Source organism: Clostridium putrefaciens (assembly GCF_900461105.1).
GTDB lineage: Bacteria > Bacillota > Clostridia > Clostridiales > Clostridiaceae > Clostridium_L > Clostridium_L putrefaciens.
The window spans coordinates 1,010,393-1,028,446 of the sequence record NZ_UFWZ01000001.1 but is presented as its reverse complement, the minus strand read 5'-3'; the positions used below and the strand labels follow the sequence as shown (position 1 = coordinate 1,028,446).

Sequence of the window (18,054 nt, the reverse complement as noted above, 5' to 3'; positions counted from 1 at the left end):
TTAATTTTGCAAGTAAGTATATCTAGCACATCTATCTTTTCTTTAGTTATCTTTATTTGAGATTTTATGATGATAATATCTCAAAATGTAGTCATTTTTTAATACCTACATAGGTATCTGTCCTTTAATTTTAAAGATATATCTTTATACTCAAGTGTAATATTATTACTGATCTTTAAAACCTCTTCTTAAACAGCATTAAATTCTAATCCCATATTTCACTGCATACTAAAGTTACTTCCTTTTATAATTTATATCTTTCTCTTCTTTTGTCGAATGCTGGCATAGTCCCTTCAAGCACATTTATTATAGATTCATTTATATATTTTTCTTCTATTGCTCCAGAATGATATGTTATTTTCATTTCTGACTTATCCATTTTACTATATATTATTTGTTCCGAATCACATGCAATAGCTATATTAGGATTATGTGTTACAATAACAATTTGTCTTCTCTCTTTTGCCTTAATAATGTATGGCACCAATTTATTAAATATTGATTGATTATCTAAATTATCTTCAGGCTGATCTATTATTAATGGAAGTTGATCTTTATCAAGTACTAAATAGAAAATTAATAGTACTAATCCACGTTCACCTGGTGAAAGTTTTGATAACATCTTATCACCTAGCTTTAGGTTATATGTTGTCATCATATACTTTAAGCTATAAAGTTCATTTAAAAATTCTTTTTTATCTTTAAATACTTTATCTGTACCTTCTCTCAATTTCTTTTCTAGTTTATTAAGCACATCATGTATATTTTCAAAGTTAGTTCTATCAAGACCTTGAATCATCTCAAGTAATTTATTTTTAGCTTGTTCTTTTCCCATAAATATACTTTTTACATTATGATTTATATATCTAAATAACATCTGTTCCATTAACTCAACGTTAATTTTAAATTCTATTTCTATCTTAGGCTTTTCTAAATCATCTATTTCTAAATCATTTATGGTACCGTTTACATTCGAATATTTTTGTTCATAAATATCTGCTATTTTTTCTTGGCAAATATATATACCTTTTACAATATCTTTTCTTTGTTCAAATAACTTATCTAGTTTCTTGGGAACGTCTTCCATCAATATTCTCATTCTTTCTTTTACTTTTTCTAACTCTTTAGATTTATCATCTACTTTTTGTTTCCACTTAATATCTTTTTGTACTGATTTTTGATATTCCAAATCTACTTTAGATAAAGTTATTATTATATTGTTTATTTTTTCTTTCTCTTCTTTTAGTCTTTTTATAAGAACACCATCTTCTCCATCTTCTTCTTCTTTACTTATTTCCTTTTTTATATCAATTATTTTATGTTTAATTGATTCGCTTAATTGAATTATTTCTTCACAATTTGCTATAACCTCACCTGATATGAAAGTAGTTATTTCTTCTTCTTTCAATTCCAAATTAATCTTTTCTAACCACTTTTCAAAATCAATCTTAGTTTTTTTAATCTTATCTAAAGTTATCTTAATAGTATGAGACTTTCTTATTAGTTTTAACAATTCAGTTTTTTTTATTTCTATTAGATTCTCTAACCCCTCAATTTTCACATTCAATTCATTTAGTTCAGTCTCTTGCACCTTACCTTTTTCAGGTTTTGGCAATATTTTGGGTCTGTTTTCCATTTCTATTTTTAATTGCTCTGAAATATCCTTAATATTAAGTTCTAACTTTTGTATATTTGATTTTTCTATACCTTTTTCTATATCACAAATACTACTATTTAAACTTTCTAACTTTGTATAATACCCTAACTTCTCTTCGTTTAAAGTTTTCGTTAAATATTCTAAAAGCTGTTTTAAAGAGTTAGTTTCAAATCTTTCTTGAATGGGCAGATAATCAAAAATTATTCTTTCGATTTCATCATTAAATCCATTTTCTAAATCATTACATACTTTCTCTATATATTGTTGTGGCAAGCATTTAACCTTTTCTAAATAATCTGAGTTATCGATTGGATATAACTTTTTAATTTCCTCAGAACCATTTTTCCACCTTAAAACAGATAGATATTGTATTCCTAGCCTATTCTCTTTTGGATTAAATCTTTCTTCCCCTAAAAATGAAAAATACTTATAATTTTGTGTATTTCCTGCATGTCCAATTACATCTGCTAATGCACTCTTACCATTTCCCTTATTTCCTATAATAGTTATTAAATCATTATTTAATTTTATATTTTGGTTAAACCATTTTTTATTTTCATCTATACCTTTAATTTCAATACTATCAATAAACTTTTCTTTATTATCATCAACAACTTTTAACTTATGCGGTATATCCCCTATATAGAATCTTAATGTCGGTTCTTTAATCGCTTGAACTAATCCATTATAACTCAATTCAGCTTTAACCCATAAACTTTCTTTAATATTATATTCCCTTGGATCATGGTTATCTGAACAAATTATCATTGGCTTATTTTTTATTCTAGTAAATACATGTCTGTTATAGTCATCTAAATCTTTCTTACGTGACATTTCAAAAATATCTATACTATCTGATATCTCCTGTTTTATAGCTATGCTGGTCTCGAGCTTATTAGATATTCCATCATCTAAACCTTTATCTTTTTTTCCTGCATGGATTGTAACTACACCTTTATTTTCTTTAGCAAACTCTATTACATCATTAAAGTCCCAATATATTGTATCGTCGCTCTCTTTAGCTTTCGCTTTCATATCTTTCATTACTACCATAAACTTATTTGCTAAACCCGGTATATCATCATCGGAAAAAATTAGTATTATATGTAAATTTGCTGTCCCCTTATCACATCTTAATTCAACTCCAGGTAAAATAGTAATATCATCAGCCATTTCTTTTAATTTTAATATCCTATCAGCATCAATTAAAAAGTGATCAGTAATTGCAACTAACGATATTTTTTCTTTCTTCCATGCATTGACTAGAATTTGATTACTGTCTTCTGATTTATATTTATGATCATATGAAGATGCTGTATGAACATGTAGATCCCATTTTGACCATTCTGAACCTCTTTCCAATTCTATCCCCTCCATAATACATTATTATCTATAATATAGTAACACATTATTCCACTTACTTGTGTATTATTATTTTTCAAAATTACCAACTCTTACAAACCTTACCACTTCCTTTGTTACAATATATTAACGTTTCAATACTAAAAAAAAGCACTACTTCATTTAAGAAATAAGTGCTTTTAATAACTTTATTTAATTATAATATACCTAACATAAAGCATTTCAGAACTTGTCTTATACTATTTTAGTTGTCCACTCTTCACAGTTCCATACTTCATTAACTACGTCTGCATAAAATTCTGGTTCATGGCATACAAGTAGTATGCTGCCTTTATACTCTTTAAGCGCTCTTTTAAGTTCTTCCTTTGCTACTGGGTCTAAGTGGTTTGTTGGTTCGTCTAATATAAGTATATTGCTTTCTCTGTTTAATATCTTACAGAGTCTTACCTTAGCTTGCTCTCCCCCACTTAATACCATAACCTTACTTTCTATATGTTTTGTTGTAAGTCCACATTTAGCTAAGGATGCTCTAACTTGATATTGAGTATATCCAGGAAACTCCTGCCAGATTTCTTCTATACAGGTATTGTCTAGTTTTCCTTTCATCTCTTGCTCAAAGTATCCTATATACTGATAGTCTCCAACTTCTACTTCTCCAGCATAAGATTTTTGAAGTCCCATAAGGGTTTTTAATAAAGTTGTTTTTCCAAGTCCGTTAGCTCCTATAAGTGCTATTTTTTGGCCTCTTTCCATCTTTATATTAACCGATTTAGAAAGTGGAGTATCATACCCTAAAACTAAATCCTTTGTTTCAAAAATAAGCTTTCCTGAAGCCCTAGCTTGCTTAAAATTGAATTGTGGATCTACCTTTTCTGGTGGGAGTTCAATTTTATCTATCTTTTCTAACTTTTTTTGCTTAGAACGAGCAAGACCCGCCGTGGATGCTCTTGCTTTATTACGAGAAACAAAGTCTTCTAATTTTTCTATTTCTTTCTTTTGCTTTTCAAAGGCTGCTTTTAATTGGTGTTTGTTTACTTCATATATTCTTTGAAATTCATTATAATCCCCTACATATCTAGTTAACTTTCTATGTTCCATGTGATAAATAACATTTATCACACTATTCAAGAAAGGAATATCATGGGATATAAGCACAAATGCATTTTCATAATTTAATAGATACCTTTTCAACCATTCTATATGTTGCTCATCTAAATAGTTGGTAGGCTCATCTAATAGCAATATATCAGGCTTTTCTAAAAGTAACTTTGCAAGTAATACTTTGGTTCTTTGACCACCACTAAGCTCCGTTACATCTTTATCAAGTCCTACATCCTTAAGTCCAAGTCCAGCTGCTATTTCTTCTACCTTTGAATCTATAAGATAAAATCCACTATTATCTAATACATCTTGGATATTCCCCATATCTTCTAGTAGCTTTTCAAGTTCCTCTGGTGATGCTTCTGCCATTTTATCTGTTACTTTAAGCATTTCCTCTTCTAAGTCAAATAAATACTTAAAAGCATCTCTTAAAACGTCTTTTATCGTCCTATCTTTTTCTAAATATGCATGCTGATCCATATATCCAACTCTTACTCTATTTGACCACTCTACACTACCTTCATCTGGTGGTAGCTTTCCTGTTATTATATTCATAAATGTGGATTTACCTTCTCCATTAGCACCTACAAGTCCTATATGCTCGCCTTTTAATAACCTAAAGGAAATATCCTCAAATATAACTCTATCTCCAAAACCATGACTAACGTCTTTAACTGTTAATATACTCATCTAATTTCTCCTACCTAACAAATTTATTCAAAAATCTTAGCAAAATAATTTATTTTATTAAATTCTAAAAAACCTTTCAAGTTTAATAGTCATTCTACACCTTAGACTATTATTCTTTCAAATTTCTTATGCTAAGCCAAAATAATTTTATCACAGTGAAAGAATTTTTAGAAGTGTAATTTATAATTTTTATATAATATGATTTTGTCTTTCCTTGCCCATGAAGAATAATGCAAGATTCCCAGGGCCCCCATGAGTTCCAACTGCCGGGCCTGTAAAATTAATTATTACATCTTTTACTTTTAACTCTTTAAGTATGCCTTCTTTAAGGGCTAAAGCCTCATCAATGCAATCGCCGTGGGATATAGCTATTACTTGATTTTCTGGATCTTCTATTCTCTCTACTATAATTTCAACTAACTTTTTAATAGAAGTTTTTCTACCCTTTACTTTTATAATAGGCATAACTCTGCCTTCACCATTTATAGTAAGTATAGGTTTAATATGAAGCATTATCCCAAGGACTGCAGCTGCAGAAGATAATCTTCCACCTCTTCTTAAATGACGTAGATCATCTACCGTCATGTAGGAATTCATATTTTGTTTCTTTGTTTCTATATAATTTATTATTTCTTCAAATGAACTTCCATTTTCCTTCATTTCAATAGCCTTCATAACCATAAGTCCCTGTCCAAGTGAAGCCGTTAGAACATTTACAATTGATATATTTGAATTTGGATATTCATCAATAATCATATGTTTAGCTACAGTTGCACTATTTTCAGTACCACTTAATCCTGTAGAAACGCAAATATATAAAATATCTTTATCTTCATCTATAATACTTTTAAATTTATTATAAAACTCATCTGCACTAGGTTGTGATGTAAGTGGAACTGAACCATTCCTTAAATCTTCAAAAAACCTCTTTGGAGATAAATCTTGTCCTAAATCGTCAAAATACTGTTTATCATTATAACTACAAGTAAGTCTTGCAAACTTAATTTTCTTTTCTTCAATATATGCTATAGGCAAATCACAACATGAGTCGGTAAATATTTCAAAATCTTTCATTAAATATCTCCTCTCTTTTACTCAATATAATAGCGTAATGCTATCATATTGTTCGTCAAAATTCAACATAAATCTACAGAGCTTATTAAAAGTTATCGTCTTTAACATTAATAAAGTAAAGTCATTAACCATATATCCTATATATATATATATATGTTATAATTTATTTAATAATTCAATTTTAAAATAACTACAATAATAAGGGTGCAAGAAATATATATTTATGTTATAATTTCGCAGTGAGACTAAATACGAATATTTAATTAAAAGGATGGTAAATTGAGTGATAAATGTAACTAATTTAAGTTTAAGATATGGCGATAAGAAACTATTTGAAGATGTAAACATTAAATTTGTTCCTGGAAACTGTTATGGTGTTATAGGTGCAAACGGAGCTGGTAAAAGTACCTTTTTGAAAGTACTCTCAGGAGAAATCGAAGCAAACACTGGAGATGTAACTATTGCACCTGGTGTTAGAATGTCTGTTTTGAAACAAGATCATTATCATTATGATAATTATAATGTACTTGAAACAGTAATTATGGGTAATGCTAGACTTTACTCTATAATGAAGGAAAAAGACGAAATTTATGCAAAAACTGACTTTACTGATGCTGATGGTATAAAAGCTTCAGAGCTTGAAGGTGAGTTTGCTGAATTAAACGGATGGGAATCTGAATCAGATGCCTCCTCTATATTGCAAGGACTTGGTGTTTCAACAGATTTACATGATAAAAATGTATCTGAACTTTCAGGTGGAGAAAAAGTTAAGGTTCTTCTTGCCCAAGCACTTTTTGGAAAGCCTGGAGTTCTAATCCTAGATGAGCCTACTAACAACTTAGATGCAACATCTATTAATTGGTTAGAGGAGTTTTTGATAAACTTTGATGGTACTGTGATTGTAGTATCCCATGATAGATACTTCTTAAATAAAGTATGTACTCATATGGCTGACGTTGACTTTGGAAAGATAAAACTTTTTGCTGGAAACTACGACTTTTGGTATGAATCTAGTCAATTATTACTTCAAATGTCCAAAGATCAAAACAAGAAAAAAGAGCAAAAGGTTAAAGAACTTCAAGAATTTATTACCCGTTTTAGCGCTAATGCTTCAAAGTCTAAGCAAGCAACTTCCCGTAAAAAGTCATTAGAAAAGATTACTTTTGATGAAATAGAACCATCTTCAAGAAGATATCCTTTTGTTGGTTTTAAAGCAGAGAGAGAACCTGGTAATGATATACTTATGGTTAAAGACTTAAGCAAAACTATAAACGGAGTAAAAGTTTTAGATAAGGTTAATTTTATAGTTTCAAAAGATGATAAGATAGCTTTTACAGGACCAAATGATATAGCTAAAACTACTCTATTTAAAATTTTAAATGGAGAAATGGAGCCTGATAGTGGTGAATTTAAGTGGGGTGTGACTATAACTAAAGCATACTTCCCAGGTGATAATTCAGAATACTTTAATGATGTAGAACTTAATCTTGTAGATTGGTTAAGACAATTTTCTGATGATAAGGCTGAAAGCTACTTAAGAGGATTTTTAGGTAGAATGCTTTTCTCTGGTGAAGAACCATTAAAACAAGTAAATGTATTATCCGGTGGAGAAAAGGTAAGATGTATGCTTTCAAAAATGATGCTTAGTAGTGGTAATCTTCTTATTTTAGATGAACCTACAAACCATCTTGACTTAGAATCAATTACTGCTTTAAATAATGGTTTAATTGATTTTAAGGGAAATATACTTTTCGCTTCACATGATCATCAGTTTACACAAACTATAGCTAATAGAATTATTGAAATTACAGATAACGGCATCATAGATAAAAAGATGAGTTATGATGAATTCTTAGAATATAAAAATAGTTAGTATCTTAAAATAAGTTTTAATTATACTTATCTATTTTAAAATAACCTATAAGCACATAAAAGCCTTTCAATAAGCTTATTGAAAGGCTTTTCCTATTAAAACAGTTATAGGTACTACTAATTATATTCCGTTTTAAATTAATAAATGTTATAATAATTATACAAATGTAGTTATTGTAAGTAGTATCAAGTTATTTATAATAATATCATATTCATCTCACTACCTAAGAGGTAGTAGAATTTCGCATAGACGTAGTTAAAATTAAGGAGAATAAAGTGAAAAAATTTGATTTAGCAAAAAGTTTAATAAGGAAAAGTGAAAATATATTTTCTTGTCCCTTATGTCAAGGTCCTATGAATGTTTCTTTTCAGTCTAATAGTTTAATTTGCAAAAAAAATCATTGTTTTGACTTGTCCAAAAATGGTTATATAAACTTATTACCTCATTCGGTAAAAAGTGAATATGGTAAAGAAATGTTAGAATCTAGAAATACCTTATGCAAAAGTGGCTTTTTTTATCCAATGACTAAATCTGTTAGTGATTTAATCATTAAAACTATGGAGCCTTTTAATAAAAGGAATATACAAATGTTAGATGCTGGATGTGGAGAGGGATCCCATTTAAAAGACATATTATCTAATACAAATGTTAATTCAAAGTCTAATTTTAAAGGTGTAGGTATTGATATATCTAAAGAAGGAATTCATATAGCTTCAAGAGAGTATCAAGATGCCATATGGAGCGTATCCGATCTATCAAAGATGCCTTTTAGAGATAATGCTTTCGATATAATTCTTAGCATACTTTCCCCTTCTAATTACTCAGAATTTAATAGACTTTTAAGTTCTTCTGGGTTTCTTGTAAAAGTTATACCAGGGAGTGATTATCTTTTAGAACTTAGAAGCGTTTTATATAATAATACAGATAAAGAGCAATATTCAAATGAAAGAGTCATAAATCATTTTTCTAATAATTTTAATATAGTGGCTACAGAAAAAGTAAATTATACTGTTTCTTTAGATTCATCACTTTTTAAACATCTTATAAAAATGACTCCTCTTTCTTGGAATGTAACTGACAATAAGATCCAGGATGCTTTAAACCTGAACATCCAGAATATAACTGTAGACTTATTAATACTAATAGGAAAGAAAAAATAAAATCGAAGGGTTTTATTTTTTCTTTATATATACTATAAATATATGACTTATATATATTTAAACAATTGCTGCTAAAAGAAGAACTTCTATATTATCTCTATATATTTTGTCAAACTGTGATATAGGTAATGGATTCTTCCCCTTTCCAACTTCTATAGTATATCCCGGTCTTACAAAACTTTCTATAAACCAATCTTTATATCCTGCATAAGAAACTATTCCAGTAGTTTCTGATAATATATATCCACTAGATTTTGAAAACATCTCAGCAATCTTTCTTGAGTCATTAGGTATTATCTTTAGATACTTCCAGTATATTACCTCTCCTTGTGTATGATATGCTATTACAAGTCTAAAACTATGTGCTCTTGTAAAGTCTGCTAAAGCCTTAGTTTCCGGTTCTGATTCTGGATAGGTTCCTGAGTACCTAGTAGGACCAGGACCATAAATTCCGTAGATTACCTCTGCTTGCTTAGATAAAGCCCAAGAAGCATCATAATTATGATTCAAATCCACCCCCCTAATATTAGCCTGCCAGTCTTTAGAAAAGTCACTATTTCCTTTATTCCATTGAATAAGATTTGAATAATATGGATTGTCTCTCTTTAATCCATCAATAACTAGATCCACCCCATCTGGATTTACCATAGGCACTATATAAATGGTGCTTTTACTAAAGATGTCCTTTATCCTATATCCATTTATAATCCCATCCTCTGAGTAAGCCTTTGAAAACTCCTCAATAAATTTCATAAGAAGGGTTGATGTAATCCACTCTAGAGAATGATGAGCCGCATTATAAAACACTTCATTTGGACCATTTCCAAGCTTAATGTAATATAGGTTTTTTTGAAGTACACTCTTTCCTAAAACCCCTCCTTCAATAAAAGGATACCTAGCTTTTAATCCTACTATGTCCCTTTCCATAATTTCATAAGTATAATCTATATTTGTATCTACTACATCTATGCCAAAAGGTACTACTATACTTTCACCTATAGATATTTTTTTTATATCCACCCTTGGATTTGCCGTGATTATTTTATTTATGGTAGTGTAATGTGTCCTTGCTATATCATATATATTGTCCCCTTCCCTTAAAATGTAATCTTCATATCCTAGCAAAAACTTATTTAGTATTTCATAGGTTTCTTCTCCTATAACCCCATTTACAGTTAAACCATTGTTTTGTTGAAACCTTATAACCGCACTTCTTGTCTCATTTCCAAATATTCCATCTAAACCACCTATACCATAACCTATCTTTTTTAAAACAGCTTGTATTTTCATTACATTAGCTCCTCTAGATCCCATCTTTAAAACTTCCACTATAACACCCCTAATTATTATTTCTATAAGTTAATCTAATTTAATATATATTTAATCTATACTAGAATCTTTTAATAATTAGAATCATTAATAATACTCATTCTATGCTTCAAACTCTTCTTAGAGGACTACAACATATAAAATCCTTAAATATGGAAATGGTATTAAATTTCATGTTATTTTAAATTCAAGTATCACAATAAAATACAATGATTTCTAAATTAGAATTTTACAATAAGTTTGACAATATATAAATATTATATTAAAATACACATGATGTAGAATTACGGTATAAAATTTAAAAAAGCACTTTAAAAGTAACTAGATGCATATAACTTAATATTTTATAAAGAGCACTTTTCTTATCCAGATTTCGGATGAGGGAGGTCTTTGTTATGTTGGAAATAAATTATGAAAAACATTACATTATTAACTATATAATGTTTTTATGTATATACTTGCCTAAAACTTATATTAGGATATTTATTTAAGACATCTCAAGGACATGCAACTGTGTTTATGAAAGGATGACTCATATTGAAAACTAAAAAGGCGTCAATTGTTTCTTTATCACTTAAATCTAAAATAACTTTAATAACCACATTAATAATAATTTTATCAAGCTTTTCCATGGGGTATTTATTTTATAATAATATGTATTCACACACTATAACTCTATTGAAAGGACAAGCTTTAAATATTGCAAAATCAGCTACTATGTTGATAGACGGAGATAAATTTGAAGAACTTTCTAATTCCTTAAATGCAGATGATAAATCCTATATTGATACAAGAAAAAAACTTCAACATTTAAATAATAATATTGGAAATGGTATGTTATACACAATTGCAAACAACGAATCAAACAATTATACTTACATAATTGACGGAAGCGATGCAGATGTTGATATAGGCTATAAACAAATAAAGACTGACTTTTCTAAAGAAGCAAAGTTGGCTTTTGATACAGGTAAATCATATACTAGCGAACGATATTATGTAGAAACATTTAAAAAAAATTACATATCAGCTTTTGTTCCAATATTTAATTCTTCTAATAAAGTAGTTGGAGTAATGGAATATGATTATCAAGAGACAGAACTTGCTGAAAAAATGAGTAAATTAACTATGATGATAATTTTAATTACTATTGCTTTAATCCTAATTGCTATAATTATTAATTATATTGTTTTAAAATTTATGTTCAAGCCAATGGATATTTTAATAAAATCAATAAACACCATTTCTGAAGGAGATTTAACCTTACCTATTGACATTTCTAGAAATGATGAAATAGGTAATATTAATATAGCTTTAAGTAAAACTACTGATTCATTAAGAGATATGATAGATAAAATTAAAACATCTTCTAAAAACGTTACTGAAACTGCTCAAAGTATTTTAGAAAGTTCATCAGATTCATCAAGTGCTTCTGAAGAGCTAACGGTATCTACAAATGAAATTTCATTAATTTCAACTGATCAAACCATGAAAACACAAAATATAAAAGAAGTCTTAGTTAAATTGGATCTTGACATACAATATATATTTACTCAAATAAACGACACTACTAAAATTGCATTTAAAACATTAGAAAATACTAATATTGGTACAGTAGTAATTAAAGATACTAAAAGTAAAATTAATAACATTGAAAGTAGTATTAATAATGTAAATTCAGTTATTATGGAATTGGCTCAAAGTATTAACAAAATACAAGGTATATTAACAACAATATCAGGTATTGCAGAACAAACTAATCTTCTTGCATTGAATGCGGCAATAGAAGCTGCAAGAGCTGGTGAAGATGGACGTGGATTTGCAGTTGTAGCTGATGAAGTTAGAAAGCTTGCTGTAGAATCAAATGTAGCCGCTAGTGAAGTAGTAGATATAATTAACACTATGAATCAACAAACTAATAATGTTCTGCAAGCTATTTCTACTAGTGTTACTATGACAAAAGAGGGTAAAGTATATACCGATAATGTCAGTAATACCTTCGAAATAATAAAAAATTCTAATTCAGATATAGAAAGTAAAATAGTCGAAATCAAAAATTCAGCCGGTAATATAGTATCAAGAATTTCAAATATAAATGAAAATATGAATGAAATAGATGAAGTATCAAAAGTAATAGATTCAAACGCTATGAGTTTAGCTGCAGTAACTGAAGAGCAAATGGCTTCATCAGAAGAATTTAAAGTTATGTCCGAATCTTTAAATAAGGAAGCTAAAGTACTAAGCGATAGTATTTCTAAGTTTAAAGTATAAGAAAATATAATTTTTGATATCTACCCATTTCATAATTTCAATATTAATATATTTATAAAACCTTACTGATACCAATATTACTTCTACATCATATTTGTATGACATAAAGTTACTTAATAATTAGCATTACTAAAAAAAGAATGGGTCACCTTAAGGTGGTCCATTCTTTTTTTAGGATTAAGTTTCATTTACTTCTTTTATTTCTTTTTAACACCATTAACTATTGGAATTTCTACAAAGCTTTCACTTGTATTAAACATGAAATTTGTAGTTTTGAAAGGTCTTATAGTATTCTCTGCATCTGTAGATAGTATTATTAACCCTATTTTATGACCCTCTTTAACAGTATAATCCATAGGTTGCATATCTAAATTAAATGTATACTCTTCCCCTGGATTTATAGTATCTACGCGATAATTTGATACACGATTTTGTGCATCCATCCATCCTCGTGAAATCACCTTATAATCTGTCTTTTTGGTATCCTTTATAAAGTTTACTACATCATCTGATCCTGCATTACCACCATATATTATTCCTTTAGGATATATAACTTCTGTTTCTATTGTATTTCTATATTCAGATCCATAATCAACAAGCATTGCACTTATATTAGCAGTAGGTTGATCTATGGATGCTTTTATTGAAACATTTATGGTTCCACTTATTCTTGTATCTTCAGTAATCGCATCACTTAGATATGATAATCTATCCGGTCTTATTTCTTCAGGCTTTTTAACTATTGTATCTAGCCATTTACTAAGATCTGGTCTTTCTCTATTAAACTGTGCTAATTCTAAGTCATCAGCAAATGCTTCTTTTAAATCTTTTTTTGTTGGGGTGGATTTTAACATACCAGTTTTACCATCATTATCAAGATAAAATTTAACACCTTGTGATTTTACTGGCCAATTATTAAACTTCTCCCACTCAAGACTTGTATTGTTTTGTATAGTAGCTGTTGGTACATCGTCCATTACATTATTATCTATATCATAAAGCCAATAAGCAAACCATTTGCTCATTATATCATTATAATCTATTCCTTCTAAATTATTTATACTTATATGCTCACCTTGATGCAATATAATTTTGCGTGGCACATTGTACTTTTCAAGTTCTTTCCATAACATATCAAATTGCTTACTTCTTACATTCCAATCACTAAGACCATGAACAATAAATACACTTGCCTTTATCTTGCTAGCATTATTTAGATAATTACGTTCATCCCAAAACTTATTATAATCTCCGGTAACTCGGTCTTGATTACTTCTCATTTGATTCATATTTTTTTCAAATAGCTTCTCTACTTTTGGATAATCTTTAGGATCTTGCATTCTACTCATACAGTATGTTGCAAGCAAATCTGCATCATCTCCCTGCCAACCTAAAGCTGGAGCTGCTAATCCATTTGCTCTATAATAGTCATACCAGTTACTTATTGATGCTTCAGGAACTATTGTTTTTAAGCCTTCTACTCCTGTTGTTGCAGCAGCTATAGCTAATGTACCTCTATATGAACGCCCTGACATTCCTACATTTCCCGTACACCAATCTGCAGCTACTTCAATGTTATCAGTTTTATTTGTAAATGCTTTAGCTCTACCATTTAACCAATCTATTACAGCAACAGTTGATATTGTTTCATCCACTGATCCTGTACTTACAAGGCCTTCAGATCCCAAGGTTCCTATTCCGCCAGAAAATACTACTGCATATCCTCTGGGTATAAAATAATTATACCATCCACCAAACTCAAAAGGTTCAACTTTTGCATTTTTAGCCTTACTTGTAATCTTTCTTGGCGGCACAACTGCCTTTTCCTCTGGTATATATTTTATATCCTCATATTTTATATTATTTTCAGGACTTATAGTTAAATCTTCATCTACATTATGAGTAATATATAGGTCATCGTTGGTTACAGGTCTGTAAGGACTTACCTCAAATATTACTGGTACTTTCATTCCTTTTTCAGTTTCAATAGGACGCTTTATCCACGCCTCAATTAAATCACGTTTTTTATCAAGATCTGTATCTTGTGGTGATTCTACATATACCTTTTCATATATAGCATCATCATGTTTAAATATCGGTTGAGGCTTTCCATCAAATACAAGTATTTCTGGCACCTCTTTGTCTTTATTAAAATCCATCATAAATCCTGATTCTAATAATACTTCAAAATATTCACGATGTTTTTTTGTTTTAGACTTTAAGCAATCATTAAGTGCTTTTGCAAGTCTATCATTTGTAAACTTATCTTTTCCTGAAGCCTTAAGACCAATAGATGTTGCAAATTTCATTACATTTTCATCTGTATAATCACTTCCTTGTTCATATCCAAGTAACTTAAGAGCAATCTTGTAGAAATCCTGCTCATCTATTGCCTTATTGGGATTGAAGTTATTTTCATCAATGTCCATTAAACAAGATTTTGGATTTGCTTTTATATATGCAAGTATATTTTTCTCCTCTACTGAGTTTACAGATTCATAATCCAAAAAGTTTTCTTCTCCTATAAATGATTTTGCTTTCTCTTCCAATCCACTCAATCTTAAAATTATAGTTGCAACCTCAACTCTCGTTGGTTGTTCTAATGCGTATTTAGCTGTTACTTCTTTAATCAAACCTAGATTATTCATAGCAGTCATTTCTTCACTGATAATTTCAGATGAATTACCACTATTTGTTGCGTATGTAACTGTGGTTGTACAAAATACAAATGTTAACGTTAATATAATAGATATAATCTTCTTCATGAACTTTCCCCCTAATAAATGTGCGGCTATCCTTTTAATTAGTTATTAGCCTTTTTAATTTTTGTCTTGCGCATTCATGCATAATTTTATAGTGCTCTCAATTTTAAATCAAATCTGTCTCACCTTCCTACTTTATATATAATTAAAATGTTTAAAGTGTAATTATATCATAAATTATTACATTAATGTTCCATTTGATTCAAGGGATTTGATTTAAAGGATTTCATTTAAGTAAATTTAAACTTACAAAGGTTTAAACAGTAAGTAATATGTATATTTAGTGATGTTTGATGTTTTCTCATTTTAAGATAGCTATATAAACATATAAAAACTACCTTTATCATTTATATAATAAAGGTAGCTTTTACACTGGGTTTTATATTGTTATATATTTTTATTTCTATATTTCTATATTTCTATATTGGTTCCTACATTACTTTTTATTGCCTTTTCATATATTCTATGTGCAGTAACTAGATCTAATACACCAATTCCAACAGTTTTAAAGAGCGTGATTTCATCATCATTTTCTCGTCCTAATATTTCACCTAATATAACTTGTCCTAATTCACCGTTAAAATCTTTGTTTGATATAATTCCTTTTTCCATTGGTATTATAAAATCCCCTGCCTCTGCAAGAACTCCTTTTTTTGTATCGAAATATATCTTATCTGCCTTTTTTATTAAACCTTCATCTAATTCTTGCATCTTAGGTGTATAGGCTCCAACTCCATTAACATGAGCGCCCTTTTTTACTAAACTTCCATTAAAAACTGGCCTTTTAGAGGTTGTAACTGTAGTTATAATATCTGCATCTTTTATAGCTTCATTACCATCCTTTACAGCTATTATTCTTGTATTATACTTAGCTAACTTTACTTTCATATCTTCTACGAATTCCTCTGCTCTAGACTCATTTATATCAAAAACTCTAACTTCATCTAAATCTCTTACACAAATCATTGCCTCTAGCTGAGCAGATGCCTGACCTCCTGTTCCAAAAAGCACTGCAATCTTAGCATCTTTTGTAGCTAGAATATCTGTAGCTGCTCCTTGAACCGCTCCAGTTCTTAATTGAGTTAAATAAGTTCCATCCATTATAGCTGAAACCTCTCCCGTCTTTCCATCAAGTAAAATCATTTGAGCTGGGGTTGAAGGCTTTCCCATTTCAATATTTTTAGGAAATATAGATACTATCTTTATTCCAGTAGCATCAATCCCCTCTGCATAGGCTGGCATAAACAAACTCTGACCTTCATATTTTGGTATATCTATATTAACCCTTAAAGGCACTACACTTTCTCCTTTTGAATATATCTTTAAAGCTTCTTTATCTGCCTCAATAGCATCTTTCATAGTAAATACCTTTTTTATATCTTCTTTAGTCAAAATTAACATTAAATCACTCCCTGTATTTTTTTGGATGCACCTTTCCGAGGTGCATCCATTATATGGTATGACAACTACTTTGTCAATATACTTACAGGTACTTCTTATTTTATCTTTATTTGTTTTTTATAACATTGGTATTTATCCACGTATTATTAGTGAATTCTCTAGACTTTATTTCAACTCTATCACCATATATGTTTAATAATAATCCTTGTGAATATTTACTATCTTCCTCGCCTTTTTCTGAGCAAGTGTAAGCTATTGAAGATGTGTTCACCATAGTAAATCCATCTTCGTAAATTGATTTTGGATGATTTAATATATAGTGTGAATGTCCTGAAAAGAGTATACTTTGTGGATACCCTTTTAATATTTCCATTAGCTTTTCATCCTTTAATTCCCCAGATTCACAGCTACCATATACGGTATTGTAAATTGGTTGATGCAAAAATATAAATATAGGTTTATTATCTTTATCATGAACTTCTAATACCTTTTTAAGCCATCTGTATTGAGTTTCAGATATTATTGGGGTATCTCCATTAGCCATATCTGAAATCATAGACTCTTCACCACCTAAAGTTATAAAGTGATATCCTTCTATCCATTTATCATAATAAAGGGAAGGCATACCTGTTTTTTTAACAAATCTATCACTTAGTTCTTTATCTGTAACTTTAGACTCTGGAAAAACTCCTCTTTCATAATATTCATGGTTACCAATAGAAATGACTCTTTCTATATTTGAATCTAGGTTCTTGTTTAATAGATACATAAACTCATCATACTGAAATTCTAACCCATTGTTTGTAATATCTCCTACCATAGCTAATACTTTAAGGTTTGGAGCTATGTTTTTGTAATCATTTAAAGCTCTTGTAAACATATCTTTTTCTTTTTTATCACCAATATGCACATCGCTTATAACACCTATCTGAAGATTTGGTATAGAATATTTCTCTTTCTCCTTGATAGCAAAAACATTACTATGTAGTATAAAGTTAAGTCCTATTAACCCTAATATAAATATAAAAACCTTTTGTTTCAATTTAACTTAATGTAAATCCTTGTTTTAAAATTGAACTCTTTATTGCTCCCTTAGTTGCAGGTTCATTATATTGGACTTTTACCTTTCCTGTTCCAGCATCAACTTGAACCTCTTGCACACCTTGTATTTTATCTAATGAGTTTTTAATTTTAGTCTTACCTTCTGAGTTCATGACCCCTGACACTTCATATTGAATCTTCTTCATAAAAATTCCTCCTTTATATTTAATAGCTTAAGCATATTATTATCAAATACAAAGGATTTTATGTAATAACTATTACATATTTATATATACCTTTTAAATCCCAAAAGATTTAAAGAATTTCAGTAGT

General features: G+C 29.2%; 11 protein-coding genes. 3 read left to right on the top strand and 8 right to left on the bottom strand.

All coding sequences use genetic code 11. The annotated features are described in order from the left end of the window. Positions 1–244: 244 nt before the first annotated feature. The 3 genes from DY168_RS04390 to DY168_RS04380 form a co-directional block, all read right to left on the bottom strand. Positions 245–3,019 (bottom strand): TrlF family AAA-like ATPase, encoded by a 2,775-nt coding sequence (locus DY168_RS04390; RefSeq protein ID WP_115640657.1) that lies wholly within the window; start codon positions 3,017–3,019, stop codon positions 245–247. A 234-nt stretch (positions 3,020–3,253) separates the two neighbouring features. Beyond that, positions 3,254–4,810: an ABC-F family ATP-binding cassette domain-containing protein gene (locus DY168_RS04385; RefSeq protein WP_115640656.1), complete on the bottom strand. Its 1,557-nt coding sequence runs from the start codon at positions 4,808–4,810 to the stop codon at positions 3,254–3,256. 189 nt (positions 4,811–4,999) lie between these two features. Then, a complete protein-coding gene (locus tag DY168_RS04380) occupies positions 5,000–5,884 on the bottom strand; it encodes a DegV family protein (protein WP_115640655.1) in 885 nt (294 codons plus the stop codon). Between the two features lie 283 nt (positions 5,885–6,167). Here DY168_RS04380 and DY168_RS04375 point away from each other — a divergent pair, with 283 nt between their 5' ends. Both DY168_RS04375 and DY168_RS04370 read left to right on the top strand, forming a co-directional pair. Next, positions 6,168–7,757 (top strand): ABC-F family ATP-binding cassette domain-containing protein, encoded by a 1,590-nt coding sequence (locus DY168_RS04375; RefSeq protein ID WP_115640654.1) that lies wholly within the window; start codon positions 6,168–6,170, stop codon positions 7,755–7,757. Between the two features lie 275 nt (positions 7,758–8,032). Further along, a complete protein-coding gene (locus DY168_RS04370; RefSeq protein WP_115640653.1) occupies positions 8,033–8,917 on the top strand; it encodes a putative RNA methyltransferase in 885 nt (294 codons plus the stop codon). A 57-nt stretch (positions 8,918–8,974) separates the two neighbouring features. Here DY168_RS04370 and DY168_RS04365 read toward each other — a convergent pair whose 3' ends face one another. Further along, entirely contained in the window at positions 8,975–10,246 is a 1,272-nt protein-coding gene (locus tag DY168_RS04365) for a M14 family metallopeptidase (protein ID WP_115640652.1), read from the bottom strand. A 537-nt stretch (positions 10,247–10,783) separates the two neighbouring features. On the opposite strand from DY168_RS04365, the gene DY168_RS04360 reads away from it, so the two are divergent. Further along, positions 10,784–12,517, top strand: a complete 1,734-nt coding sequence (locus tag DY168_RS04360; RefSeq protein WP_115640651.1) for a methyl-accepting chemotaxis protein — start codon at positions 10,784–10,786, stop codon at positions 12,515–12,517. A 197-nt stretch (positions 12,518–12,714) separates the two neighbouring features. Here DY168_RS04360 and DY168_RS04355 read toward each other — a convergent pair whose 3' ends face one another. The 4 genes from DY168_RS04355 to DY168_RS04340 all read right to left on the bottom strand — a co-directional run bounded on the left by DY168_RS04355 (position 12,715) and on the right by DY168_RS04340 (position 17,927). Next, complete coding sequence (locus tag DY168_RS04355) at positions 12,715–15,282, bottom strand: Xaa-Pro dipeptidyl-peptidase (RefSeq protein ID WP_115640650.1); 2,568 nt, start codon at positions 15,280–15,282, stop codon at positions 12,715–12,717. 408 nt (positions 15,283–15,690) lie between these two features. Further along, on the bottom strand, positions 15,691–16,680 hold the full coding sequence (locus DY168_RS04350; RefSeq protein WP_115640649.1) for an ornithine cyclodeaminase family protein: 990 nt from the start codon (positions 16,678–16,680) through the stop codon (positions 15,691–15,693). 106 nt (positions 16,681–16,786) lie between these two features. Further along, positions 16,787–17,722, bottom strand: a complete 936-nt coding sequence (locus tag DY168_RS04345; protein ID WP_115640648.1) for a metallophosphoesterase family protein — start codon at positions 17,720–17,722, stop codon at positions 16,787–16,789. Position 17,723: 1 nt separating this feature from the next. After that, on the bottom strand, positions 17,724–17,927 hold the full coding sequence (locus DY168_RS04340) for a heavy-metal-associated domain-containing protein (RefSeq protein WP_029452653.1): 204 nt from the start codon (positions 17,925–17,927) through the stop codon (positions 17,724–17,726). Between the last annotated feature and the right edge of the window lie 127 nt (positions 17,928–18,054).